Origin of the sequence: Mesorhizobium sp. M1066 (genome assembly GCF_040318635.1) — a bacterium.
GTDB lineage: Bacteria > Pseudomonadota > Alphaproteobacteria > Rhizobiales > Rhizobiaceae > Mesorhizobium.
In genome coordinates, this window is sequence record NZ_JAMYMR010000007.1 from 123,825 (window position 1) to 146,450 (window position 22,626).

27 protein-coding genes are annotated in these 22,626 nt (G+C 63.0%); 15 read left to right on the forward strand and 12 right to left on the reverse strand.

What is annotated here, in order from left to right; translation table 11 throughout:
- Positions 1-13 precede the first annotated feature (13 nt).
- The 4 genes from NKH52_RS12865 to NKH52_RS12880 all read left to right on the forward strand — a co-directional run bounded on the left by NKH52_RS12865 (position 14) and on the right by NKH52_RS12880 (position 2,247).
- Positions 14-772 carry a F0F1 ATP synthase subunit A gene (locus NKH52_RS12865; protein ID WP_023808677.1) on the forward strand — a complete coding sequence of 253 codons (759 nt, stop codon included), beginning with the start codon at positions 14-16 and terminating at the stop codon, positions 770-772.
- A gap of 85 nt (positions 773-857) precedes the next feature.
- Positions 858-1,082 (forward strand): F0F1 ATP synthase subunit C, encoded by a 225-nt coding sequence (locus NKH52_RS12870; protein ID WP_006206606.1) that lies wholly within the window; start codon positions 858-860, stop codon positions 1,080-1,082.
- Between the two features lie 63 nt (positions 1,083-1,145).
- Positions 1,146-1,745 (forward strand): F0F1 ATP synthase subunit B, encoded by a 600-nt coding sequence (locus tag NKH52_RS12875; protein WP_127290956.1) that lies wholly within the window; start codon positions 1,146-1,148, stop codon positions 1,743-1,745.
- Positions 1,746-1,755: 10 nt separating this feature from the next.
- Entirely contained in the window at positions 1,756-2,247 is a 492-nt protein-coding gene (locus tag NKH52_RS12880) for a F0F1 ATP synthase subunit B (RefSeq protein ID WP_352734626.1), read from the forward strand.
- 123 nt (positions 2,248-2,370) lie between these two features.
- Here NKH52_RS12880 and rnhB read toward each other — a convergent pair whose 3' ends face one another.
- Together rnhB and NKH52_RS12890 are read right to left on the reverse strand one after the other, a co-directional pair.
- On the reverse strand, positions 2,371-3,066 hold the full coding sequence (rnhB, locus tag NKH52_RS12885; RefSeq protein ID WP_023808674.1) for a ribonuclease HII: 696 nt from the start codon (positions 3,064-3,066) through the stop codon (positions 2,371-2,373).
- A 152-nt stretch (positions 3,067-3,218) separates the two neighbouring features.
- Positions 3,219-4,373 (reverse strand): PA0069 family radical SAM protein, encoded by a 1,155-nt coding sequence (locus NKH52_RS12890; protein WP_023808673.1) that lies wholly within the window; start codon positions 4,371-4,373, stop codon positions 3,219-3,221.
- Positions 4,374-4,522: 149 nt separating this feature from the next.
- Here NKH52_RS12890 and NKH52_RS12895 point away from each other — a divergent pair, with 149 nt between their 5' ends.
- Both NKH52_RS12895 and NKH52_RS12900 read left to right on the forward strand, forming a co-directional pair.
- A complete protein-coding gene (locus NKH52_RS12895) occupies positions 4,523-5,047 on the forward strand; it encodes a glycosyltransferase (protein WP_352734624.1) in 525 nt (174 codons plus the stop codon).
- 143 nt (positions 5,048-5,190) lie between these two features.
- Complete coding sequence (locus tag NKH52_RS12900) at positions 5,191-6,165, forward strand: hypothetical protein (RefSeq protein ID WP_352734622.1); 975 nt, start codon at positions 5,191-5,193, stop codon at positions 6,163-6,165.
- A 7-nt stretch (positions 6,166-6,172) separates the two neighbouring features.
- On the opposite strand, the gene NKH52_RS12905 is transcribed toward NKH52_RS12900, so the two are convergent.
- The 7 genes from NKH52_RS12905 to NKH52_RS12935 form a co-directional block, all read right to left on the reverse strand.
- Positions 6,173-6,574 (reverse strand): GFA family protein, encoded by a 402-nt coding sequence (locus NKH52_RS12905; protein WP_352734620.1) that lies wholly within the window; start codon positions 6,572-6,574, stop codon positions 6,173-6,175.
- 161 nt (positions 6,575-6,735) lie between these two features.
- Positions 6,736-7,290 (reverse strand): molybdenum cofactor biosynthesis protein B, encoded by a 555-nt coding sequence (moaB, locus tag NKH52_RS12910; RefSeq protein WP_023808669.1) that lies wholly within the window; start codon positions 7,288-7,290, stop codon positions 6,736-6,738.
- Entirely contained in the window at positions 7,277-8,176 is a 900-nt protein-coding gene (locus NKH52_RS12915) for a 4-(cytidine 5'-diphospho)-2-C-methyl-D-erythritol kinase (protein ID WP_352734617.1), read from the reverse strand. Before NKH52_RS12915 ends, moaB begins: the two co-directional genes overlap by 14 nt.
- A gap of 20 nt (positions 8,177-8,196) precedes the next feature.
- Positions 8,197-8,382, reverse strand: coding sequence for a membrane protein (locus tag NKH52_RS12920; RefSeq protein ID WP_023808667.1), 186 nt, complete (start codon positions 8,380-8,382; stop codon positions 8,197-8,199).
- A gap of 128 nt (positions 8,383-8,510) precedes the next feature.
- On the reverse strand, positions 8,511-9,374 hold the full coding sequence (locus NKH52_RS12925; RefSeq protein WP_023808666.1) for a S49 family peptidase: 864 nt from the start codon (positions 9,372-9,374) through the stop codon (positions 8,511-8,513).
- A gap of 79 nt (positions 9,375-9,453) precedes the next feature.
- The gene (locus NKH52_RS12930) at positions 9,454-10,254 is read right to left on the reverse strand and encodes a tRNA1(Val) (adenine(37)-N6)-methyltransferase (protein WP_352734615.1); all 801 of its coding nucleotides are present in this window, start codon (positions 10,252-10,254) and stop codon (positions 9,454-9,456) included.
- Complete coding sequence (locus tag NKH52_RS12935; RefSeq protein ID WP_352734613.1) at positions 10,254-10,478, reverse strand: putative signal transducing protein; 225 nt, start codon at positions 10,476-10,478, stop codon at positions 10,254-10,256. Before NKH52_RS12935 ends, NKH52_RS12930 begins: the two co-directional genes overlap by 1 nt.
- Before the next feature lie 221 nt (positions 10,479-10,699).
- On the opposite strand from NKH52_RS12935, the gene NKH52_RS12940 reads away from it, so the two are divergent.
- Positions 10,700-11,716 carry a polyprenyl synthetase family protein gene (locus NKH52_RS12940; protein ID WP_127272280.1) on the forward strand — a complete coding sequence of 339 codons (1,017 nt, stop codon included), beginning with the start codon at positions 10,700-10,702 and terminating at the stop codon, positions 11,714-11,716.
- A gap of 21 nt (positions 11,717-11,737) precedes the next feature.
- On the opposite strand, the gene NKH52_RS12945 is transcribed toward NKH52_RS12940, so the two are convergent.
- The gene (locus NKH52_RS12945) at positions 11,738-13,174 is read right to left on the reverse strand and encodes an MFS transporter (RefSeq protein WP_352734611.1); all 1,437 of its coding nucleotides are present in this window, start codon (positions 13,172-13,174) and stop codon (positions 11,738-11,740) included.
- A 73-nt stretch (positions 13,175-13,247) separates the two neighbouring features.
- On the opposite strand from NKH52_RS12945, the gene NKH52_RS12950 reads away from it, so the two are divergent.
- The 5 genes from NKH52_RS12950 (at position 13,248) to NKH52_RS12970 (ending at position 17,795) form a co-directional block, all read left to right on the forward strand.
- Positions 13,248-13,877 carry a TetR/AcrR family transcriptional regulator gene (locus NKH52_RS12950; RefSeq protein WP_352734609.1) on the forward strand — a complete coding sequence of 210 codons (630 nt, stop codon included), beginning with the start codon at positions 13,248-13,250 and terminating at the stop codon, positions 13,875-13,877.
- A 75-nt stretch (positions 13,878-13,952) separates the two neighbouring features.
- Complete coding sequence (locus NKH52_RS12955; RefSeq protein WP_352734607.1) at positions 13,953-14,621, forward strand: GntR family transcriptional regulator; 669 nt, start codon at positions 13,953-13,955, stop codon at positions 14,619-14,621.
- A 107-nt stretch (positions 14,622-14,728) separates the two neighbouring features.
- Positions 14,729-15,322 (forward strand): biotin transporter BioY, encoded by a 594-nt coding sequence (locus NKH52_RS12960; RefSeq protein WP_352734605.1) that lies wholly within the window; start codon positions 14,729-14,731, stop codon positions 15,320-15,322.
- Positions 15,319-15,762 (forward strand): DUF1284 domain-containing protein, encoded by a 444-nt coding sequence (locus NKH52_RS12965; RefSeq protein ID WP_352734603.1) that lies wholly within the window; start codon positions 15,319-15,321, stop codon positions 15,760-15,762. Before NKH52_RS12960 ends, NKH52_RS12965 begins: the two co-directional genes overlap by 4 nt.
- Before the next feature lie 257 nt (positions 15,763-16,019).
- Positions 16,020-17,795 carry a tetratricopeptide repeat protein gene (locus NKH52_RS12970; RefSeq protein ID WP_352734672.1) on the forward strand — a complete coding sequence of 592 codons (1,776 nt, stop codon included), beginning with the start codon at positions 16,020-16,022 and terminating at the stop codon, positions 17,793-17,795.
- An 81-nt stretch (positions 17,796-17,876) separates the two neighbouring features.
- On the opposite strand, the gene NKH52_RS12975 is transcribed toward NKH52_RS12970, so the two are convergent.
- Positions 17,877-18,338: a GNAT family N-acetyltransferase gene (locus tag NKH52_RS12975; protein WP_352734601.1), complete on the reverse strand. Its 462-nt coding sequence runs from the start codon at positions 18,336-18,338 to the stop codon at positions 17,877-17,879.
- Positions 18,339-18,555: 217 nt separating this feature from the next.
- On the opposite strand from NKH52_RS12975, the gene NKH52_RS12980 reads away from it, so the two are divergent.
- Positions 18,556-19,476, forward strand: coding sequence for a glycine--tRNA ligase subunit alpha (locus NKH52_RS12980; protein WP_352734670.1), 921 nt, complete (start codon positions 18,556-18,558; stop codon positions 19,474-19,476).
- Positions 19,477-19,479: 3 nt separating this feature from the next.
- On the opposite strand, the gene NKH52_RS12985 is transcribed toward NKH52_RS12980, so the two are convergent.
- The gene (locus tag NKH52_RS12985; protein ID WP_352734599.1) at positions 19,480-19,656 is read right to left on the reverse strand and encodes a hypothetical protein; all 177 of its coding nucleotides are present in this window, start codon (positions 19,654-19,656) and stop codon (positions 19,480-19,482) included.
- 195 nt (positions 19,657-19,851) lie between these two features.
- Between NKH52_RS12985 and glyS the strand changes: the two genes are divergently transcribed.
- Both glyS and NKH52_RS12995 read left to right on the forward strand, forming a co-directional pair.
- On the forward strand, positions 19,852-22,164 hold the full coding sequence (glyS, locus tag NKH52_RS12990; RefSeq protein WP_352734597.1) for a glycine--tRNA ligase subunit beta: 2,313 nt from the start codon (positions 19,852-19,854) through the stop codon (positions 22,162-22,164).
- Positions 22,165-22,272: 108 nt separating this feature from the next.
- On the forward strand, positions 22,273-22,527 hold the full coding sequence (locus NKH52_RS12995) for an ATPase (protein WP_352734595.1): 255 nt from the start codon (positions 22,273-22,275) through the stop codon (positions 22,525-22,527).
- Positions 22,528-22,626 lie beyond the last annotated feature (99 nt).

The window sequence follows — 22,626 nt, forward strand, 5'->3', positions numbered from 1 at the left end:
ACGGGGTTTGAACGTGGCAGCTGACAAGGTCGATCCGATCCACCAGTTCCATATCAACAAGCTGATTCCGATCGACATCGGCGGCTATGACCTGTCTTTCACCAATTCGGCGCTGTTCATGGTCGCAACCGTGATCGTCGCGGCTGGATTCCTGTTTCTCACGACGTCGAGCCGCAGCCTGGTTCCCGGGCGGCTTCAGTCGGTCTCCGAGATGGCCTACGAGTTCGTCGGCAACATGTTGCGCGATGCCGCCGGCACGCAAGGCATGAAGTTCTTCCCTCTCGTGTTCTCGCTGTTCATGTTCGTGCTCGTCGCCAATCTGCTTGGCCTGTTCCCGTATTTCTTCACCGTCACCAGCCACATCATCGTCACCTTCGGCCTTGCCGTGCTGGTGATCGCAACCGTGGTCGTCTACGGCTTCATGAAGCATGGTTTTGGCTTCCTGAAACTGTTCGTGCCGCATGGCGTGCCGGTCTTCCTGCTGCCACTGGTGGTGCTGATCGAAGTGATCTCCTTCGTGTCGCGCCCGGTCAGCCTCTCGGTTCGTCTGTTCGCCAACATGCTCGCCGGCCACATCACGCTGAAGGTGTTCTCCGGCTTCGTGGTCAGCCTGAGCGCGCTCGGCGCGGTCGGCGTTGCCGGCTCTATCCTGCCTCTGGCGATGGCGGTGGCGCTGACGGCACTGGAACTGCTGGTCGCCTTCCTGCAGGCCTACGTCTTTGCCGTGTTGACCTGCATGTATCTCAACGACGCCCTGCACCCCGGGCATTAGGTCCAAAAGTTTCCGGCCCAGGAATTTCCAACATTGGCGCCGGATGGAATCGCAACGGAATTTTAGATCCAAAGGAGTTGAACAAATGGACGCAGAAGCAGCAAAGTACATCGGCGCCGGCATCGCTTGCCTGGGCATGGGTGGCGCGGGCATTGGCCTCGGCAACATCTTCGGCAGCTACCTGGCGGGCGCTCTGCGCAACCCGTCGGCTGCCGATGGCCAGTTCGGCCGCCTGATCTTCGGCTTCGCCGTGACCGAAGCTCTGGGCATCTTCTCGCTTCTCATCGCGCTTCTGGCCCTGTTCGGCTGAGCACTCGGGAAGATTGGACAGGCCGGCCGCGCGAGCGGCGGGCCTGAATTTCGGGGATAGTCCATGTTCGTGACATCTGCCTTTGCGCAAGAGTCCGCGCCATCAGCCGATACCAGCCACGCTGCGACGGAAGGCGAAACGCATTCCGGCACCAGCGTGCCTGCTGAAGCGCATGGCACGTTTCCGCCATTCGATCCGGCGACGTTCCCGTCGCAGCTTCTGTGGCTGGCGATCACCTTCGGGCTGTTCTATCTCTTCCTGAAGCGGGTGGTGATGCCGCGCGTCGGCGGCATCATCGATGTCCGCAACGATCGCATCACGCAGGACCTTGATCAGGCGGCCAAGTTGAAGGGCGAGGCCGACGCCGCCGTTGCTGCCTACGAGCAGGAACTGGCGGAAGCCAAGACCAAGGCCAACGCGATCGGCCAGCAGGCCAACGACGCGGCCAAGGCCGAGGCCGACACCGCGCGCAAGAAGGTCGAGGCCGCGCTCGACGCCAAGCTTGGCGAAGCCGAAGCCCGCATTTCTTCCATCAAGGCCAATGCCATGAAGGAAGTCGGCAGCATCGCCGAGGATACCGCTTCGGCGATCGTCGAAGCCCTGGTTGGCGGCAAGGCCAGCAAGGCCGAGATCGCGGCCGCGGTCAAATCCGTGGCCCGGTGAGGAGCGCATCATGGATTACACATCTCTCGCGACGCTCTGGGCCACGGTTGCCCTGGTCATTTTCCTGGGCATTGCCGTCTACATCAAGGTGCCTCGCCTGATCGCCAAGGCGCTCGACGCCCGCGCCGAAAGGATCAGCAACGAACTCGACGAAGCGCGCCGGTTGCGCGAGGAAGCCCAGCAACTGCTTGGCCAGTATCAGCGCAAGCGCAAGGAAGCCGAGCAGGAGGCCGCTGACATCGTCGCCGCCGCCAAGCGCGAAGCCGACTTGCTTGCCGCCGAAGCGCACAAGAAGACCGAGGACTATGTTGTCAGGCGCACCGCGCTTGCCGAGCAGAAGATCGGCCAAGCCGAGCGTGATGCCATCAGCGAAGTCCGCGCCAGCGCCGTCGACATCGCCGTAGAGGCAGCGCGCGCGCTGCTTGCCGGCAAGATCGACGCCAAGGCCGGTGCCGATCTGTTCAAGGCATCGCTCGCGGACGTGAAGTCGAAGCTGAATTAGGCCTTCGCAGGCCCCATACAGTCAAAGCCGCCCGGGCAACCTGGCGGCTTTTTTGTTGTGGCGCTGAAGCTGCCAATCTCCCCCCACGAGGGGGGGAGATTGGCTTGTCGCCGCTGCCGTTGCTCAATCCAGCCCAGCAAAGCTCTCTTCTTCGACCACTTCAGCGCCACCCAGCCTGAACGGCGAAAACGACACGCGATGCAGCCGCGCCACCGGGCCATGCGCTTCGATCGCGGTGCGATGGCGAAGCGTGGCGTAGCCCATGTGGACTTCGAACCCGTAGCGGTCGTGATGGTTGCCGCAGCCGCACATCATGCGGTCACGCATCACCTTGGCGACGATCGAGGCGGCAGCGATCGATTGCGAACGCTGGTCGCCCTTGATCAGCGCGCGCCCTTCACAAGGCAGCCCCGGCGGCACGTCGCGTCCATCAGCGAGGGCTAGTTTCGGTCGGACCGACAGTCCGACCAGGGCGCGCCGCATGGCTTCCAGGCTTGCCTTGAGGATGTTGCTGCCGTCGATGCCCTCGGCACTGATTGAGGCCATCGAGACCGCCTGCGCGGAGCCAAGAATTCGCAGGAACAAGGCCTCACGCTGCAAATGGCTGAGGCGTTTGGAATCGTCGAGGCCGTCCGGAATGTTGGCGGGATCGAGCACCACCGCCGCAGCGACCACCGGCCCGGCCAGGGGGCCACGGCCGGCCTCGTCCATCCCGGCGACCGGCCACAGGCCCTCCGCCATCGCCTTCGTCTCGAAGGAGAAGTCAGGCTTCTCGATGATCTCAAAGAGAGGCGGAGAATCAGAACGCGCGCGAGCCATGTTGCGGCGAGGTTCGCATCGGCTCTGATTCTCCGCAAGTCCCTCCGGGTCGGGTGGGGCGCCGGACCGGGAGGGGCACCGTCTGCAGGCCGGGGCAGGCCGGACGGGATTCTGGTGCCGCGACGGATCAAACCATCGCGACGAATTGTCTCTCAAAGCAGCGTCAGCTGAACCTGGTCTTTCCCGGCGGCAACGAACTGGTCGGTTCGCAACGTGCGCCGTTCGGCATTGAGGCCGAGCCGCTTGGCTGTGATCTCGAAGCGCCGGCCGATCTGCCAGGCGTAGGGACCGGCGCCCTTCATGCGCTTACCCCATTCCGAATCGTAGTCCTTGCCGTCGCGCATCGAGCGGACCAGCGACATCACATGGCGGTAACGGTCGGGATAATGGCGCAGCAGCCAATCCTTGAAGATCGGGCTGACCTCCAGCGGCAGGCGCAGGATCACGTAGCCCGCTTCGCGCGCGCCGGCCGCACGTGCGGAATCGAGGATGCGTTCCATCTCCGGATCGGTCAGGCCCGGAATGATTGGAGCCACCATGACCGACGCCGGAATGCCGGCATCCGAAAGCTGCCGGATCGCTTCCAGCCGCTTGGTCGGTGTCGACGCGCGCGGCTCCATGGTGCGCGCCAGCATACGGTCGAGCGTCGTCACCGACAGCGCCACCTTGGCGAGCCCGCGTTCGGCCATGCGTGACAGGATATCGATATCGCGCGTCACCAGAGCGGACTTTGTCACGATGCCGACTGGATGGCCGCGCGCTTCCAGCACTTCGAGGATTTCGCGCATGATCCGGTATTGCTTCTCGATGGGCTGGTAGGGGTCGGTGTTGGTGCCGATGGCGATGGTGCGCGGCTGGTAGCTGTCTTTCGAAAGCTCCTTGTCAAGCAAGCGCGCCGCATCAGGCTTGGCGAACAACTTCGATTCGAAATCCAGACCCGGCGACAGGCCCATGAACGCGTGCGTCGGGCGGGCAAAGCAATAGACGCAGCCATGCTCGCAGCCGCGATAGGGGTTGATGGAACGGTCGAAGGAAATGTCGGGCGATTCGTTGCGGGTGATGATTGTGCGCGGCTTCTCGACCTGCACTTCGGTCTTGAAGGGCGGCAGTTCCTCCAGCGAATTCCAGCCATCGTCGAACACGTGCCGGCTGACCGGCTCGAACCGGCCGGACGGATTGATACCCGCTGACCTGCCGCGGTTGCGGTCCGGGCGGACACGCATGCCGCTCTGCTCGACCATCGCGTTGGCCATCTCGGCTCTTCCTGCTCCGAAAGCTGCAATGTCGGCGCGCACGATCTGTTCCATTTTCGCCCGCTCCCAGGGACTGTCCATGTTGTGTCGAATCGCTCTGCTCATGAAATTATTCCTATTTCGTTGAAGAGAACAAAGCAAGAACTTTCTATGGTGTGATGCAAAACTGGCGCTGTCCGGCGCTTTCCGCTATTCGGCTAAGGATGCTCAGTGTTCTCATCGAAACCCGCAATGACGAGGAGGGCCTCGCCCGCACGCTCGCCTCGCTGATTGGCGGCGCCGTCGAAGGCGTGGTGCGTGAAGTCATCGTCTGCGACACAGGCTCTACCGACCAGACGCATCATGTGGCCGAGCATGCCGGCTGTCAGTACGTGACGGGCGGTGTCGCTGCCGGCATCCGCCAGGCCAAAGGGGATTGGTTGCTGCTCCTGGAACCTGGCGCACGGCTGGTGGAGGGCTGGATCGATGAAGTTGTCGCCCATACGGCCAGGCAAACCATGGCGGCACGGTTTTCGCGCACGCGAGCCAGTCGCGCGCCATTCCTGGCCCGGGTCTTTTCGGGAAACCGCGCCTTGGCCGACGGATTGCTGATCAGCAAGCGTCAGGCGGCGGCCGCGGCCAAGAGTGCCGGCAGTGCCGAGGCCATCGCCCGCGGCCTCGCGACGAAGCGGCTCGACGCTGAGATTTGGATGGCGCCGGCCACGCAGGGGCGCCGCTCCTCGACGTGATTTTTTGCAGTTGCTCAGGTCATTGTGCATTGCACAAAATTTGACGCGGGGTTAGCTTCCGTTCAAGCGGGAATTGGGTTTGGGTCATGCCGAGAGGCGAGCACCGATGCGGCATCGGTGGTGCTCTCATAGCCGAGGACCCAATGAAGCTTTCAACCCCCGACACATCCGGCGCGGTCAGTCTCGAGGCCATTGCGCGCAACGGCAGCCTGCTGCGGCGCATCGCCGTGCGTATTCCAACCTATCTGACCGACCTGCGTGAGAACCCTGCCTGGCTGCCGATGTTCGTGTTGGCGCGCACCATGCCCGGACGCCGCATGCATTGGCTCGGCGCAAAGCGCGCCCGCCCGGTCGCCAATGCCGGGGATACGATGTTTGCCGGTGTCGAACGGGGAGCGGTCGTCGATGCGTTGCGCTCCGACGGGCTGTTCTCAGGCCTGGTCCTGCCGCCTGATATCCATGAAGAGATCGCCGACTTCGCCGGGCGCACGCCTTGCTTCGGCAATTTCGACCGCCGTCTCGAATTCATGCCGGGGGAACATGCCGAGGCCGAGAAACGCCTTGGCCGCTCGCTGCTTAGCGGGCATTTTTTCGAGCGCATCCTCGACTGCCCGGCGGCGCTTGCCATCCAGCGCGATCCGCTGCTTCTGGATATTGCCGCGCACTATCTCGGCGGCCAGGCGAAACTGATCACGACGCGGGTCTGGTGGAGTTTTCCCACAGGTGCCGCTTCGGATGCCGACAAGAACCTCGCCTCGCTCGGCAAGTATCATTTTGACCTCGACGACTGGCGCATGCTGAAATTCTTCTTCTACCTCAAGCCGGTCGACGCCGACACCGGTCCGCATGTCTATGTCAGGGGCAGCCACAAGCGCCGCAGCCTCAAGCATCAGTTTACCCTTCTGGTCGGCCATCCCGCGCAACAGGTTCTGGATGTCTATGGCGAGCAGAGCCCGGTGACGCTGACCGGCGAGGCCGGTCTAGGCTTCGTCGAGGACCCCTTTGGCTTTCATATGGGCACCGTGCCGGCACGCACGCCGCGACTGATGATGGAAGTCGGCTTCGGCGTATCGCCGCCGTCGCGCCGACGGTTTCATGGCGAGCCGGTCATCCGCTGAGAGCTGCCTATCCGAAGCTTATCTCGACAGGTGTCCAGTGTGTGCGGCGTCTGGCTTGGCGCTGCGCCCTGTTTTCCGTATCGAAGTCGACACGGACCGGCTCCTGGTTGAACCGCTCTCGGTCGTCCAGGGCGTTGATGATGACGATCGCCCTTGCATCGTCATCTCCGGTGATTGCGGCGACGTAGACACCGCACTCCCGGCAGATCAGATAGTCGGCCGTCCTCAGCCCGAACTGATATCTCTGCAGGCGCGCCTCGTCCTTGACCGAGATGATCAGTTTGCCGGCCGCGTCGGCAGCCGCGCGCGAACCATGCCTGATACAGAACGAGCACTGGCAGGCGCGAACTTCGATTGCGGCGGGTCGAGCTCGGTTGAAAATCCAAGGCGTATGTTGCCGCAATGGCATCCACCGGTATGCACGGTCATCGTAGCTGCCTTGTCGTGAACGGCGATGATCGCCTTCACGCAAGGTACTTTTCCGTGGTCCGGTTTGGAATGGGGTTTCGAAGGCGCCGGCCCTGTTTTGCCGGGCAAACGCGGCGTGGAACCGGCGCTTTGCCTCGGGTTTTACAGAGCCGATTTGCCGCGCCGCAAATGCTCGTCCAGGCGCGGCATGATCTCGACGAAGTTGCATGGCATGTGCCGGTAGTCGAGCTGCGCCTTCAGGATGCCGTCCCACGCGTCCTTGCAGGCGCCTGGCGAACCCGGCAGCACGAAGACGAAGGTGGCGTTAACGACGCCGCCGGTCGCCCGGCTCTGGATCGTCGAGGTGCCGATCTTGTCGTAGGAAATCCGGTGGAACACTTCCGAAAAGCCATCCATGCGCTTTTCGAAGATCGGCTCCAGCGCGTCCGGCGTCACGTCACGGCCTGTGAAGCCGGTGCCGCCGGTGGTGATGACGACATCGATATTCTTGTCCTGTGACCACGCCAGAACCGTGTCGCGGATTTTCTCGCGGTCGTCGGTGACGATATTGCGGGCCGCCAGCAGATGGCCGGCCTCGGTGATGCGGTCGGCCAGCGTCTGGCCGGATTTGTCGTCGGCGAGGCTGCGCGTATCTGAAACGGTCAGCACCGCGATGCGCACGGGAATGAAGGAGCGGCTCTCGTCAATTCTGGCCATCTGCGCCCTCCGATGCGATGCTGCGCGTCGCGGCAACGAACCAGTCGGGCTGGCGGCCGCGGATTTCGGCGGCGGCGCGCTTGGCGACATTGCCGGTTTCGAACAGGCCGAAACATGTCGCGCCGGATCCCGACATCCGCGAGAACCCCGATCCGGCCTTGTTCAGCCAGGAAAGCGCCCTGCCGATTGCGGGTTGCACCTCCAGCGCCGCGGGCTCGAGATCGTTGCGGGTGATCTCCAGCCAGTTGCGCAGGCTGTGAAAATCGATGCTGCGCGGCAGCGGCGGCAAGGCCTCATTGTCGCACCGGGAAAGCGCTGCAAAGACATCCGCCGTCGACACCGGGGTGCCTGGATTGACCAACACCAGGCCAAGCGCCGAAAAATCCGGCACCATCGACAGTTCATCCCCGATGCCGCGCGCCACCAGCGGCTTTGCCGCCAGGCACATCGGCACATCGGCGCCAAGCGAAAGGCCGATCCGCGCCAACTCGCTGCCATCGATGTCCAGCGCCCATGTCTCCACCAGCCCGCGCAGCACGGTCGCCGCGTCGCTCGAACCGCCGCCGACGCCGGAGGCAACCGGCAGGTTCTTTTCCAGCCGGATAGCGACCGGCGGTGTTCTCTCGTGCCCGGCTGTCTGCCGCAGGGCATCGCGCGCCTTGAGCACCAGATTGCTGGCGTCGAGAGGCACGGCCGGGGCGTAACGGCCGGATACGGTAAACTCATCGCCGTCAGCCAGCGCGATTTCGACTCTGTCGCCAAACCGTGTGAACACCGCCAGGCTCTCGATCAGATGATAGCCGTCAGGGCGCCTGCCGGTGACATGCAGCGCAAGATTGATTTTGGCGTGTGCGTGCCAGCTACGCGACCCGATGTCGGTGTCCACAATCGTCTGCGGGATGATGCTCAGTCCTTGGCCAGCCGGTATTCGCCGGTCTTCGGATCCTTGACCAAAGTGCCGATCGCGCCGTTGGCCGTCTGCTTTTCTGTGCGCCGCACCTTGGCGGTCACGCGCTCGGCTTCCCTAATGAAGGTGCGGTAGCCGAAATAGGCGGCAACGCCAACGACGGCGAAGAAAATGATCTGCGGCATGCCAAAACTCCTCCCACGCTGGGCCGGCGAAGGCGGCCGGTCGGGTCGGTTGGTGCATGTCGACCCGCTTTTGGGAACACGACATGCATGAAACTCAAGCTCTCATGCTAGACGGTTTTGCCGGGTTTTCAAAGCCCGAAGCGAGACCACAATGCGCGCTCTTCCGCCGCATCGATCACGCCGCTGGCGGCAGCGGCTGCGATATCGGGCGCTGAAAAGCCCTTGCTTGAGCCGAACAGGCCGAAGCGGCTAAGGAAACCGCGCGGTGTCGTGATCAGCCTGAGTTGGGTTTTCGCCCCGAAACGGGTCTTGAGCACAGTGCGCATGTCGCCGAGCGCATCGACCAGCCCGAGTTCGAGGCCCTTGATGCCGGTCCAGAACAGGCCGGTGAACAGGTCCGGATCGTCCTTCAGTTTCGTGCCGCGCCGCTCCTTGACGAGGTCGATGAAGGTTGCGTGCACCTCGAGCTGCAGAGCCTTCAACCGCTCGACATCTTCCTTTTTCTCGGGCTTGAACGGATCGAGCACCGCCTTGTTTTGGCCAGCGGTGTGGACACGTCGCTCGATGCCGATCTTCTTCATCAGTTCCGGGAAGCCAAACGAAGCCGAGACGACGCCGATCGACCCGACGATGGAGGACGGATCGGCAAAGATCTCGTCACCGGCGACCGCGATCATGTAGCCGCCCGACGCCGCGACATCCTCGACGAAGACCAGTACCTTTTTGTTCTTTTCCGTGGCCAAGTCACGGATGCGCTTGAAGATCAGCCGAGACTGCACCGGCGAGCCGCCCGGCGAATTGATCGAGATGGCGACCGCCGGCGCGTCGTAGGAAAACGCCTTCTCGATGAGGCCGGCGGTGGAAGCCAGCGACAGGCTCGGCCGAAACTGGCCACCGCCTGCCATGATGGTGCCGTGCAGCCGGATGACTGGAATGGTGACGACGGTGGAGCGCCAGGATTTCGGCAACAGGCGGTTGATGAGTCGTTTCACGAGGGCGCGGTCTCCGGTCGATAGGTTGCAGGCATGTAGGGATTTCCCGGCCAACGGCAATGTGGCCGGGCAGAATAGCTCAATCTCCGAACAGCGAGGCGAGGCCGTTGGTGATCATTTCGCTGCGCTCGTCGGGGCCGTTGCCTGATTGCGCGTGCAGCATCAGGGGCGGGCGGATGGCAAGCTTTCCCCGTGCCCCGAGCGCTGCCCGCACGACGATGCGGATTGCCGCCGCGTCGGGGCGAGGGTGGACGGCGAGCATCTCGGGATCGCCGAAGCGCCCCGTGATCGCATCGAGAATGGCGCCGAGCTGTTCGGGCCGGGCGATCACGGCGAGCCCGCCGCGCGGCCTGACCACCGCCGCCGCACTGCGGATCCAGCTCTCGAACACCCCGCCCTCCATGACATGGGCCTCTTTTCTGAGGCGATCGGGGGAGGCGCGGTCCCGGGGAGCGTTGAAGGGAGGGTTCATGATGACGAAGTCGAAGTCGTTGTCGGCGAGGCCCGCGGTCGCCCGCGCCCGACCCGATACGGTGACATCGGCGACCAGCACGGAGGCGCGATCGCTGAGATGAGCATTGCCGGGATGGGCAAGCGTGGCCGCCGCGAAGGCCGCCATTTCGGGCGCTCGTTCGACAAGCACCGCCTCGGCGGCCGGGCAGCGCGACAGCACTGCCAGGCCGGCGGCCCCGGCACCGGCACCGAAATCGGCGAGACGACCGGCAAAGGAGGACGGCACGGACGCCGCCAGCATCATCGCATCCATGCCGGCGCGATGACCGCCATGTTTGGGCTGCACGAGCCAGAACCGGCCGCGATGGAAAGCGTCGACCGTATGGGCCGGCGTGTCCGGGACAAGGGCGGCGGGCGCGGCGGACATTATTTTCCGCGGATTTCGTTGGCGACGCCGGCATCCCTGAGGATGCGCCGTGCCGCGTCGGCCTGGTCGGCATCGACCATGACGCGTTTCTGCAAAAGGCCGATCGACCCTTCGAGAATGCTCATATTCTGATCGGCGACAAAGCAGGCGATGCCGGCGTCGCGCATCAGCGATTCAACAAAGGAGATGATCACGGCATCGTTGGTGCGGACAAGTTCTATCATCGTATGAAACTCGCAGTTTGCGCTATTGATGTAAACGGGCAGGGGATTCCGAGACAGAGCCCCGTTCCCTCTCGGGTCCCCGTTCCCTCTCGGGTCGTTGACATTCCGTCATCGACGCCGCGCCAATTCGCCACTTGCCGTGGCCATGTCCGCCGCCCTAGAGTCCATGCAGGGACTAAGGGTGCCGTCGCACGCTCTATACCAAGACGGGAGTGATTGTTGTGGGTGTCGTTCTCAACATCGAAAACGGGAAGCGGGAGCCCGCCTCCATCAAGGATCTGATCGATCTGACAGCGGCCGATATGGGGCGCGTCAATGAATTGATCCTGTCCAAGGCCGGCTCTGACGTCGAGATGATCCCGGAGGTCGCCAACCATTTGATCTCGTCCGGCGGCAAACGGCTGCGGCCGATGCTGACGCTGGCCGCCGCGCAGATGTTCGGCTATGCCGGCGAGGGCCACGTCAAGCTCGCCACCTCCGTCGAATTCATGCACACGGCGACGCTTCTCCACGACGATGTCGTCGACGAGAGCGGCATGCGGCGCGGCAAGAAGACCGCCCGCATGATCTGGGGCAACCAGGCAAGCGTGCTGGTCGGCGACTTCCTGCTCGGCCAGGCTTTCCGCATGATGGTCGATGTCGGCTCGCTCGAAGCGCTCGATATCCTGTCGAGTGCTGCCTCCATCATCGCCGAGGGCGAGGTTATGCAGCTTGCCGCCGCCAAGAACCTCGAAACCACCGAGGACGAGCATTTCGCCGTCATCAAGGCCAAGACCGCGGCGCTGTTTTCGGCTGCTGCCGAGGTCGGCCCCGTCATTGCCCAGGCGACCCGCAACGATCGTGCGGCGCTGCGCTCCTACGGCATGAATCTCGGCCTTGCCTTCCAGCTGATCGATGACGCGCTGGACTATGGCGGCACCAGCAAGGATCTCGGCAAGAATGTCGGCGACGATTTCCGCGAAGGCAAGGTGACCTTGCCGGTCATTCTCGCCTATCGGCGGGGCACGAAGGCCGAGCGCACTTTCTGGAAGCGTGCCATCGAGGACAATGTCACCGATGACGCCGGTCTGGAAAAGGCGATCGGCCTGATGACTCGCCATGGCGCCATTGCCGACACGATCGGACGCGCCCGCCATTTCGGCGAGATCGCCCGCGACGCGCTGGCGCCGCTGGAAGCGACGCCGCAGAAATCGGCGCTGATCGACGTCATCGATTTCTGCATCAGCCGGGTGAACTGAGCGGCGTCACCCGGTTGCCGGTTACTTCCCCTTTCCCGGCAAAGCGAAGGCGGCCAGCAGGCTGACAAAGATGCCCGCCGCCGCCAGCCAGAAGGCGATCTTTATGCCATCGGCTATCGCGACCTTCAGTGCATCGCCTGTCAGCCCGCCGACACGGCTGTTGGCGATCGCGATCAATGTTGCCATGCCGATCGCGTTGCCGATGTTGAGCGTCGTGCAGGCCATTCCCGAGGCGACGCCCTGTTCGTCGTGAGCCACGCCTGACGCGGCCGCGATCCACATGGCGGTCCAGACGATGCCCTGTCCGACGCCGGAGATGACCAAGCCGGGAACGAGAGCCAGATAGAAGCTGTCGGCTGATGCTCCAAGGACCATCAGCGCTGTGCCGGCTGCCCCTATGACCATGCCGCCGACCAAGGTGGAACGGGTCGAAAAGCGCGTCGCCAGGCGTTCACCGAGCTGCGTGCCGGCGGCGATGGCGATCGACGGCACCAGGAACGCCAAGCCTGTTTGCAGGGCGGTGAAGCCATGTACGGTCTGCAACAGCACGGTCAGGAAATAGGGCAGGGCTCCGAACGTTCCCATGAACAGAAAGGTGATCGTCATGCCGGCGACGAGGCTGCGATTGCGGAACAGCCGCAGCGACATCAGCGGGTCAGCGCTCTTCGCCTCAATCAGCGCGAAGGCGATGATGAAGATCGCTGCCAGCGCGGCACTGGCGACGATCGCTGGCGAACCCCAGCCATATTCAGGTCCCTGGACCAGCGTAAAGACCAGCAATGTGGCGCCCGCAGTGACGGTCAGCGCGCCAGGCAGATCGAAGTTGCGGCGCTGGTGCCGCTTGGGATCGCGTGGAATGATCGCAAATGCGGCGATGATGGCGATGCCAGCCAGCAGCACATTGACGTAGAAGACCGACGACCAGCCGAAGGCGCCTGTCAGGAATCCACCGGCCAGTGAGCCAAGGGTGAGGCCGCTCGCGCCGGCACCGCCCCACACCGCCAGCGCCCTGTTGCGTTCCGGTCCTTCGGCAAACAGGCGGTTGATCAGCGAGAGCGTCGCCGGGAACAGGAAAGCGCCGCCGATGCCTTGTACAGCGCGGGCAGCGATGATGATTTCCGGCGACCAGGCGAGGCCGCCGACCAGCGACGAAAGCGCATAGAGCCAGAGAGCGAAGATGAAGATGCGGCGCTGACCGATAAGGTCGGCGGCGCGGCCGCCGAACAGCAGAAAACCGCCGGTAAACACGGTGTAGGCGCTCACCACCCATTGCAAGGTCTGGCCGGAAAAGCCCAGCCCAGCCCCGATTTCGGGCAGCGCCACGAAGACGATGTTGATGTCGAGAGCGATGATAAGCTGGGCGAAGGCGAGCAATGCCAGCGTGGCGCCGCGCTTCGCGCCAACCCTTCCCTGTGTCGCAGTGGCGCCGAACGGCACCCCTTGATCGAGTGAACTCATGCCAATCTCCTTTTGATTCTTTATCGATCGACAAAGAATTGGGTTTGCAATCCGGAGTCAAGCGGATTATTTGTTGATCGATAAAGAAATGGAGACGGCGATGGCGGGACGGCCAAGGGAGTTCGACAGAGCCCAGGCTCTGCAGAAAGCGCGTGACGCCTTTTGGACGCGCGGCTACGAGGGCACCTCGATGGCCGACCTCGTCTCCATGCTTGGCCTGGCCTCGGCGCGCATCTATGCCGCCTTTGGCTCGAAGGAGGATCTGTTTCGCGAAGCCGTTGTTCTCTACGAAACCAGCGAAGGAAGCTTCGCCACCAGTGCCCTTGCCGAAGAACCAACCGCTCGGCGGTTTGTCGAGCGGTTGCTGCGCGATGCGGTCGATATCTACACAAGGCCGGATCTGCCGAAGGGCTGCATGGTTGTCTCGGCCGCCACCAACTGCGCTACTGAAAATGACGGCGTGCTGCATTGGCTGGCCGGGCGCCGACTGGCGCGCAATGCGTTGATTGTGGAGCGCTTGAAAAAGGGTGTTCGCGACGGCGACCTCAAGCCGGATACCGATCCGGAAGCGCTTGGCGACTACTACACCACGCTGTTGTTTGGCCTCTCTGTGCAGGCACGCGACGGGGTGCCGAAGAAGCGGCTGCATGACCTTATCACCGTGGCGATGCCTGCGCTCGACGGTTTCGTCTCACAGCCTTGAGTCTTGCTTCTGGCGCCTCGCGATTTCGACTGCAATTGGCTCGACAAGCTGCCCTGCCGCAAATTATCTATAAACATGGCAAAGGGCACGGACGACACCATCGCGGTGCGCATCAGCAAGGTTCTGGCGGACCGCATCATCTCCGGTGCGATCGAGCCAGGGGCCAGGCTTCGGCAGGATCATATCGCCGAGGAATTCCAAACCAGCCATGTTCCGGTGCGCGAGGCCTTCCGCCGTCTAGAGGCGCAGGGACTGGCCATCGGCGAGCCGCGCCGCGGCGTGCGTGTCGCGTCTTTCGATCTGGGCGAGGTCAAGGAGGTCGCCGAAATGCGGGCAGCACTCGAAGTGCTGGCGCTGCGCCACGCCGCGCCGCATCTGACATCGGCCATTCTCGATCGCGCCGAAGAGGCGACCCAGGCCGGCGACAAGTCCCGCGATGTCAGGTCGTGGGAAGAGGCCAACCGCGCCTTCCACCGCTTGATCCTGTCGCCATGCGGCATGCCGCGCCTGCTCGCGACCATCGACGACCTGCACGCGGCAAGCGCCCGTTTCCTGTTCGCGGCATGGCGGTCGGAGTGGGAGACGCGCACCGATCAGGACCATCGCGCGATCCTCACCGCCTTGCGGCAGGGAAACACCGAATCCGCGGCCGTCACACTGGGACGGCACGTCCAATGGATTGGCCGCAAGCCGGTCAGGACGGCTTCCGGAACGACGCGCGAAGCCTTCGCCATCGTAGGTTAGACGGCCTCCGCCAAAGCCAGGGCTTGCAATCCCCAGGGAAGTGTGGATTCGATAATAGATCGAAAACAGAAATTATCTATAATTTGCAATCGATCGAAGGAATCCCAATGACAGACGTCGCATTCTCACCCGGCAAGCCGTCGTTCAGTCCGCTCCGGCTCCAGGATCGTTCTCTTGCCTGGCAGGTTGGAGCCGTCGTGCTTGGCACGCTGTTCCTGGCGCTGGCGTCCTATATCGAGGTGCCGATGGTGCCGGTCCCGGTAAACATGCAGACCTTTGCGGTGACCCTGATCGGCGCCCTCTATGGCTGGCGGCTTGGCGCGCTCACCATCGCCGCCTGGCTGGTCGAGGGTGCGGTCGGCTTTCCGGTTCTGTCCGGAGGGGCAGCGGGTGCGGCGCATTTCGTCGGGCCGACGGGTGGCTATCTCTTCGCCTTCCCGCTTGTCGGCGCACTGGTCGGCTGGCTGGCCGAACGCGGCTGGAACGGCAAAAGGGTGATGCTTGCCTTCGTCGCCATGCTGCTTGGCAACCTTGCCTGCCTTGTGCTTGGCACAGCATGGCTTGCCGTCATGATTGGAGCCGAACAGGCCGTTACCTTCGGCTTCCTGCCGTTCATCGTCGGCGGCTTGCTCAAGTCAGCGCTGGGTGCCGCGACCCTCATGGCCCTCCCCGGCGGCAAGGCGAAGCCGGCCAATCCGTGACGATCAGGCTGCGCGCCCATCACCTCCTTTGCCTGCTCACCTATGTGGGCAAGGGATACAGCCCCGCCTTCATCGCCAATTATGACGGGATCGCGGAGCGCCTGAGCCGGGGCGAGGACGTCCTCCTCGTTTCCGGCCCGGACGATGTCTGCGCCCCGTTGCTTGATGGGCCGGAACCGCACTGCCTCAACGAGAGCGTCGTCGAGCGGGACCGGCTCGCGGCGCAGGACGTGGAGGAATTGTTGGCACGGCCAATCCAGGTCGGCACCCGCCTTGATCTCGACACGGCGACCCTGGTCCGGATGCGGCAGGCGTTTTCGGCTGGCCTTGTACGCAAGGCCTGCGGCGGCTGCGAGTGGAACGAACTGTGCAGCACGATAGCGGCCGGCGGATATAGCGACACGCTGGTGCAGCGGTCCGCCTCGCCAGCCGAGGGCTGATATTGGCCCCGAGCCTTAGCGGTCGAAGCCGAGCTCAAGGGTCGAAGCTGTGATATATTCGGCGCTGCGCAGGGCCATGGCCGAAATTCAAAATCGGAAAACTGCCCCCTGTCGCCATGGTTTGTTAATCGGGTGCCCGGATTGTGAATTCGAGGCGGATTGAAGCGCGACCCCAAAAAGGCCATGCTTTGCCTGGAAAGATCGAGTCTACGCCGATTCCGCTGACGCGGAGATGGCGCTTGGCTGAAAGGGATACGATGCGGCAAGGATGTGCGCGCTGGCTGACAAGGCTGGCAATTGTGACAGGCATGGCGATCTCGGCTTTGCCGGCCTATGCCAAGCAAACCAGCGAACCGGTCAAGATCACGTCGTTTTCGGGCGCCTATCTGGCAGCCCGGATCGCCGAAGGCGATAACGACCTCGACAGCGCCATCGCCTACTACAAGCAAGCATTGGCCTTCGACCCGAGCGACACCGGCCTGCAGCAGAGCCTGATGCTGTCGCTGATCGCGCAAGGGCGCTTCGACGAATCCCTGGTCTATGCCGACAAGCTCAAGGAAGTGCCTGACGTCGAGCGTTTCTCGCGCCTGGCGCTCGCCGTCAATTCCTTCCACAAGAAGGATTTCACCAAGGCGCAGTACTGGCTCAAGCTGTCGCTGGAATCCGATCTCGACCGGCTGATCTCCGGGGTGATGTCCGGCTGGGCGCAGCAAGGCGCCGGCGAGCCCGCCGATGCGATGGCGTCAATCGACAAGCTGCAGGGGCCGGATTGGTTCGGCCTGTTCAAGTCGTTCCACCGTGCCCTGATCGCTGATGCATCCGGCATGCCCGAAAAGGCCGAGGCGATCTATGCCGCGACCATGCAGGATACCGCCGCCGGCGGTGCCGCTCCCGAAACCTGGATGCGCAATGCCCAGGCCTACGCCTCGTTCCTGGTCCGCAAGGGCGACAAGACCAAGGCGCTGTCGGTGCTCGACCAGGCCGAGGCTTTTTCGCCGGGCAAGCTGGAAATCGTCGCCTTGCGCGACCGAATTGCAAAAGGCGACAAGATTGCGCCGCTGGTTGCCGGCCCATCCGATGGCGCCTCCGAAATCCTGCTCGACCTCGCCACCGCGCTCAACCGTGGCGGCGGCGAGCCGTTCGTGCGCCTCTATCTGCAATATGCGCTTGCTTTGAAGCCTGATAGCGACGCTGCCCTTGTGCAACTCGCCGCCGTGTCCGAGCAATTGAAGGACGGCGAAGGTGCCATCGCGCTCTATCGCCGGATTCCCGCCGCTTCGCCGCTGAAGGAGCTTTCGGACCTGCAACTCGGCCTCAATCTTGCCGATCTCGACCGTCACGAAGAAGCGATCACCCATCTGAAAGCCTTGGTCGACGCCCATCCCAATGACATGCGCGCCTACCTGGCGCTCGGTGGCGTCTATTCCTCGAAGGACGATTTCCGTTCGGCCGCCACTCTCTACGATAAGGCCGTCGAGGTGCTGAAGGCGCCGACCGCGGCCAACTGGAACATCTTCTACCAGCGCGGCATCGCCTATGAGCGCCTGAAGGAATGGCCCAAGGCCGAGCCGAACTTCCGCAAGGCGCTGGAACTGTTCCCCGACCAGCCGCAAGTGCTGAACTATCTCGGCTATTCCTGGGTCGACATGAACATGAACCTCAAGGAAGGCCTGGCGATGATTCAAAAGGCCGTCGACCTCAGGCCGAGCGACGGTTACATCGTCGATTCGCTGGGTTGGGCCTATTTCCGCCTCGGCAGGTTCGATGACGCGGTGCGCGAAATGGAACGCGCCGTGTCGCTGAAGCCGGAAGATCCGGTTCTCAACGATCACCTCGGCGACGCCTACTGGCGCGTCGGCCGCAAGCTGGAAGCCACCTTCCAGTGGAACCAGGCTCGCGACCTGAAGCCGGATCCCGATGTGCTGGCCAACTTGCAGCAGAAGCTGATGAAGGGCCTGCCGCCGATCGAATCCAACACGGCGCAGGAGACCCCGAAGGTCAAGCCGGAGCCGGTGCCCGCCCCGAAGGGATGAAGTCAGCCGTTTGAATTCAACGCAAACGGGGCTCTTTTCGGAGTCCCGTTTTCGTTTGAACCGCCTATTCGGCTGGCTGCCTCAGAAGAGCTTGCGATAGACGACAAAGCCGGAGTGTTCGGCGACCTTGTCGTAAAGCTTCATCGCCGTGTGATTGGTCTCATGCGTCAGCCAGTATACCCGGCCTGAGCCGGCCGCCTGGGCGCGCTCGTAGACGCCCTCGATCAGCGCCCGTCCGATGCCTTTGCCACGCGATGCCTGCGTGGTGAAAAGGTCCTGCAGATAGCAATTCGGTGCGATCGCCGTGGTGCTGCGATGGAAGAGATAGTGCACGAGGCCGAGAAGCTGTCCCTCGCCTTCGGCCACCAGCGCGTGGACCGGCTCATAGGCATCGAAGAAACGAGACCATGTCATCTGGGTAATCTCACCCGGCAGGGCCGTTTCGCCCGAGCGGCCATAAAATGCATTGTAGCCGTCCCACAGCGGCAGCCATTGCTCGAAATCCTGTCGCGCGACAGGGCGGATGGCGATCGGGCTGGGCATGGCTGAAACCTGTTGTCGTTGCTGCACAGGCGAACAGAGCGCAGGCCCGAGAGATGGGCAATGGGCCAGCCCCTGCAAAGCTTTCAACATTGTCCATAATGTCGGCGCGACCGCTCGGCGCGCCTTGCTTGACGCTTTGCTGCCGTGTCTCTAGGACGTGCCGGCAAGCTAGCCTGTGCTGTCGAGGCCACCCGTGACAATTGAAATCCCCGCCCATATGCATCCCAGCCGCTCGTTCCAGGGGCTGATCCTGACCTTGCACAACTATTGGGCGGCCTATGGCTGCGTCATCCTGCAACCCTACGACATGGAAGTCGGCGCCGGCACCTTTCATCCGGCAACGACGCTGCGCGCGCTCGGCCCAAAACGCTGGAACGCCGCTTATGTCCAACCCTCGCGTCGTCCCAAGGATGGCCGCTATGGCGAGAACCCGAACCGGCTGCAGCATTATTACCAGTACCAGGTGATCCTGAAGCCGAACCCGCCCAACTTGCAGGAACTCTATCTCGGCTCGCTGGCGGCGATCGGCGTCGATCCGCTGCTGCACGACATCCGCTTCGTCGAGGATGATTGGGAAAGCCCAACGCTGGGCGCCTGGGGTCTCGGCTGGGAATGCTGGTGCGACGGCATGGAAGTCTCGCAGTTCACCTACTTCCAGCAGGTCTGCGGCATCGAATGCGCGCCGGTGGCCGGCGAACTCACCTACGGGCTGGAGCGACTGGCCATGTATGTGCAGGGCGTCGACAATGTCTACGACCTCAACTTCAACGGCCGCGAAGGCGCCGACAAGGTCACCTATGGCGATGTCTTCCTGCAGGCCGAGCAGGAATATTCGCGCCACAATTTCGAACACGCCGACACGGCGATGCTTCTGCGCCACTTCGAGGACGCCGAGGCCGAGTGCAAGGCGCTGCTCGACGCCGGCGCGCCGGCATCAAACGACAATCTGCCGATGCACCGCATGGTTTTCCCGGCCTACGACCAGTGCATCAAGGCCAGCCATGTCTTCAACCTGCTCGACGCACGCGGCGTGATTTCGGTCACTGAGCGGCAGAGCTATATCCTGCGGGTGCGCAATCTGGCCAAGGCTTGCGGTGAGGCATTTTTGAAGACGCAGGCGGGTGGCTTGGCGGCCTGAGTCTCAGGCCCGCTTTATCATCTCGAAGGAAGCTTTGATCGGCGGTATGTTCTGGCTGCTGGCACCGTCGATCGTGCGCAATGCCTGTCGAACGCCTGGCATCGAGAAGGCACCGTGCGCCTGCGCGGTGAAGCAGGCGCCGAGTGCGAGGATCTGCAGAAGTCTGGATGCCGTTTTCATGATCGTTGAGCCAATAGTTTCCTGTCTGAGCGTGGGTCGCTTCAGCGCTGCGTTCGGTTCATGGAAATCTTTGATCCAAGGACGGGTGGCGTGGTCTCGTCCCGACAGGGCGGTCAAAATTTGTGTAAAGGGTGACAGCAGCCAGCCGAGTTGCTATGCCCCGCCCGGACCACTCTCCCGCATGAGCTGACCCCGATGCCTGACCTGCTTCTAGAACTTCGCTCCGAGGAAATCCCTGCGCGCATGCAGCGCAAGGCGGCGGGTGATCTCAGGAAGATGCTGACCGACGGTTTGGTCGAGGCGGGACTGACCTATGAGGCGGCGCGCGAGTACTGGACGCCACGCCGGCTGACGCTCGATATCAGGGGTCTCACCGCGCGCTCGAAGGATATAAGCGAAGAGATCAAGGGGCCTTCGACATCGGCGCCTGAACAGGCGGTTCAGGGTTTCCTGCGCAAGGCCGGACTTTCCTCGATTGCCGAGGCGCATACCCATTCTGATCCGAAGAAGGGCGATTTTTATGTCGCCCACATTTCGAAGCCGGGCAGGGCGGCCGAACAGATCATCGCCGAACTGGTGCCGGGCATCATCCGCAATTTCCCCTGGCCGAAATCGATGCGCTGGGGGCCGGCCTCGGCCAAGCCCGGTTCACTGCGCTGGGTACGCCCGCTGCAATCGATCCTGTGCACCTTCGGCCCGGAGACAGAGGAGCCGGTCGTGGTCGATTTCGAGATCGACGGCCTCCGCTCCGGCAACATCACCTATGGCCACCGCTTCCATGCGCCTGATGCCATCACGGTGCGCCGCTTCGACGACTATGTTTCCAAGCTGGAAGCGGCCAAGGTCGTGCTCGATGCCGACCGCCGCAAGGAGATCATCCTTGCCGATGCCCGCAATCTCGCCTTCGCCAACGGGCTCGACCTGGTCGAGGACGACGGGCTGCTGGAAGAGGTGTCCGGGCTGGTCGAATGGCCGGTCGTGCTGATGGGCGAGTTCGAGGAGGCTTTCCTCGCCATTCCGGCCGAAGTGATCCGGCTGACCATCCGCGCCAACCAAAAGTGCTTTGTGACGCGGCCGCAGGGTGTCGACGACGCGCTTTCCAATCGCTTCATCCTCACCGCCAATATCGAAGCGAGGGATGGCGGCAAGGAGATCGCCCACGGCAACGGCAAGGTGGTGCGCGCCCGCCTGTCCGACGCGCTTTATTTCTGGACGACCGACCAGGGCGATTTGCCGGATCTCGACCAGTTGCGGGCATCTGGGGAAAAGTTCGAGCTCGATCTGAAAAAACCGCTCGACCAGCGCATGGCCCGCCTCGACCATCTCGCCGTGACTTTCCACGCCAAGCTCGGCACGCAGGGCGAGCGGGTGGAGCGGATTGCCCGGCTTGCCGAGGAACTGGCGCCGATCGTTGGCGCCGATCCCGCGCTGGCGCGTCGCGCCGCCGTCCTGGCCAAGGCCGACCTCACCACCGAAGTGGTTGGCGAGTTTCCGGAACTGCAAGGCGCAATGGGCCGCAAATATGCATTGCTGCAAGGCGAACATGCTTCGGTCGCCGCTGCCGTAGAGGAACACTACAAGCCACAAGGCCCATCCGATTATGTGCCCAGCGATCCGGTGTCGGTCGCAGTCGCGCTCGCCGACAAGCTCGACACGCTGGTCGGCTTCTGGGCGATCGACGAAAAGCCGACCGGCTCGAAGGACCCGTATGCGCTGAGACGCGCGGCTCTGGGGGTGGTGAGGATAATTGTCGAGAACGGCATCAGGCTGACGCTTCGCACCGTGTTCGCGCTCAGTATGGCCCGATACGTGGTTGGCGATCATTTTCGGAAATTGGATCGGCAGACTGAGGCAGCTCAGCATTTGGCCGATCTTGGGGTAGGAGAGAAGACCGTTCGTGACTTGAACGAAATGGTTGAACGAGAACAGGCTCCAAGCCGGGCTGAACGTATTATCTCGGAAACCCAAGAGAGAGCTCTGCAAATAGCCACTGACCTCCTCGCCTTCTTCCACGACCGCCTGAAAGTCTATCTCCGCGACAAGGGTGCTCGCCACGATCTGATCGATGCGGTCATCACGCCGCAATCCCACGACCTCCTGCAGATCGTGCGCAGGGTCGAGGCGCTGGGCTCCTTCCTCGACACGGAGGATGGCAAGAACCTGCTCGCCGGCACCAAGCGTGCGGCCAACATTCTGGCCGCCGAGGAGAAGAAGAAAACGGTGGTCGCCGAAAGCGTTGAGCCGGCGCTGTTTCGCGAGGATGCCGAGAAATCGCTGTTTGCGGCCGTGAATCAGGCTGAGAAGCAAGGCGGCGAAGCGATTCAAAACGATGACTTTTCCGGCGCCCTGCTGGCGCTTAGCGTGTTGCGCGAACCGGTTGATTCATTCTTTGAGCATGTTCTCGTGAATGATGAGGATCAGGCCGTGCGCGCCAACCGCCTGGCGCTGCTCGCCCGCATCCGCGCAGCCACCGGTCAGGTCGCGGATTTCTCCAGGGTCGCAGGTTAAGGCGAAGAAAATATTCTCTGCCGCCGGCCGTTCGAGCCGGCTTACAGTCATATGGCGATGATCTCTCCGTGGCAAAAGGGACATGTTCCCCAACCCACGGAGGCTTCCATGAATTCCGATCACGAAATCGAAGTGACAGAAGAAACCCCGGCTCCCGCCGAGGCGCTTGAATCCGCTTCCGAAACCATCCTCGATCATGCCGCCGCCGCAGCGATCGAGTCCGCCGAAGCTGCCACGCTCTCGGATGACGACGAAGATGAAGACGAAGAAGACGAGGACGAAGACGAAGACGACGCCGAGGACAGCGTGAAGGCTGAAGGCGACGAGTCCGAAGAAGATGACGACAAGGAAGAAGCGGCCTGATTTTTTCAGCCGCCGATTTCATCGATGGCAAGGCGGCGCTGAGGCGCCGCCTTTTCCTGTCAGCCGTCCCCGAAGTCGACTTTGTCAGGCCCGGGCAAC

What these genes read in the sequence shown, in the direction of transcription:
- NKH52_RS12895 (WP_352734624.1), top strand. Translation starts at nt 4,523, where the DNA reads ATGCTCAGTGTTCTCATCGAAACCCGCAATGACGAGGAGGGCCTCGCC.
- glyS (WP_352734597.1), top strand. Translation starts at nt 19,852, where the DNA reads ATGCCTGACCTGCTTCTAGAACTTCGCTCCGAGGAAATCCCTGCGCGC.
- NKH52_RS12900 (WP_352734622.1), top strand. Translation starts at nt 5,191, where the DNA reads ATGAAGCTTTCAACCCCCGACACATCCGGCGCGGTCAGTCTCGAGGCC.
- NKH52_RS12975 (WP_352734601.1), bottom strand. Translation starts at nt 18,338, where the DNA reads ATGCCCAGCCCGATCGCCATCCGCCCTGTCGCGCGACAGGATTTCGAG.
- moaB (WP_023808669.1), bottom strand. Translation starts at nt 7,290, where the DNA reads ATGGCCAGAATTGACGAGAGCCGCTCCTTCATTCCCGTGCGCATCGCG.
- NKH52_RS12890 (WP_023808673.1), bottom strand. Translation starts at nt 4,373, where the DNA reads ATGGAACAGATCGTGCGCGCCGACATTGCAGCTTTCGGAGCAGGAAGA.
- NKH52_RS12945 (WP_352734611.1), bottom strand. Translation starts at nt 13,174, where the DNA reads ATGAGTTCACTCGATCAAGGGGTGCCGTTCGGCGCCACTGCGACACAG.
- NKH52_RS12970 (WP_352734672.1), top strand. Translation starts at nt 16,020, where the DNA reads ATGCGGCAAGGATGTGCGCGCTGGCTGACAAGGCTGGCAATTGTGACA.
- NKH52_RS12955 (WP_352734607.1), top strand. Translation starts at nt 13,953, where the DNA reads ATGGCAAAGGGCACGGACGACACCATCGCGGTGCGCATCAGCAAGGTT.
- NKH52_RS12985 (WP_352734599.1), bottom strand. Translation starts at nt 19,656, where the DNA reads ATGAAAACGGCATCCAGACTTCTGCAGATCCTCGCACTCGGCGCCTGC.
- NKH52_RS12875 (WP_127290956.1), top strand. Translation starts at nt 1,146, where the DNA reads ATGTTCGTGACATCTGCCTTTGCGCAAGAGTCCGCGCCATCAGCCGAT.
- NKH52_RS12905 (WP_352734620.1), bottom strand. Translation starts at nt 6,574, where the DNA reads ATGCCATTGCGGCAACATACGCCTTGGATTTTCAACCGAGCTCGACCC.
- NKH52_RS12980 (WP_352734670.1), top strand. Translation starts at nt 18,556, where the DNA reads ATGCATCCCAGCCGCTCGTTCCAGGGGCTGATCCTGACCTTGCACAAC.
- rnhB (WP_023808674.1), bottom strand. Translation starts at nt 3,066, where the DNA reads ATGGCTCGCGCGCGTTCTGATTCTCCGCCTCTCTTTGAGATCATCGAG.
- NKH52_RS12935 (WP_352734613.1), bottom strand. Translation starts at nt 10,478, where the DNA reads ATGATAGAACTTGTCCGCACCAACGATGCCGTGATCATCTCCTTTGTT.
- NKH52_RS12930 (WP_352734615.1), bottom strand. Translation starts at nt 10,254, where the DNA reads ATGTCCGCCGCGCCCGCCGCCCTTGTCCCGGACACGCCGGCCCATACG.
- NKH52_RS12920 (WP_023808667.1), bottom strand. Translation starts at nt 8,382, where the DNA reads ATGCCGCAGATCATTTTCTTCGCCGTCGTTGGCGTTGCCGCCTATTTC.
- NKH52_RS12870 (WP_006206606.1), top strand. Translation starts at nt 858, where the DNA reads ATGGACGCAGAAGCAGCAAAGTACATCGGCGCCGGCATCGCTTGCCTG.
- NKH52_RS12995 (WP_352734595.1), top strand. Translation starts at nt 22,273, where the DNA reads ATGAATTCCGATCACGAAATCGAAGTGACAGAAGAAACCCCGGCTCCC.
- NKH52_RS12880 (WP_352734626.1), top strand. Translation starts at nt 1,756, where the DNA reads ATGGATTACACATCTCTCGCGACGCTCTGGGCCACGGTTGCCCTGGTC.
- NKH52_RS12960 (WP_352734605.1), top strand. Translation starts at nt 14,729, where the DNA reads ATGACAGACGTCGCATTCTCACCCGGCAAGCCGTCGTTCAGTCCGCTC.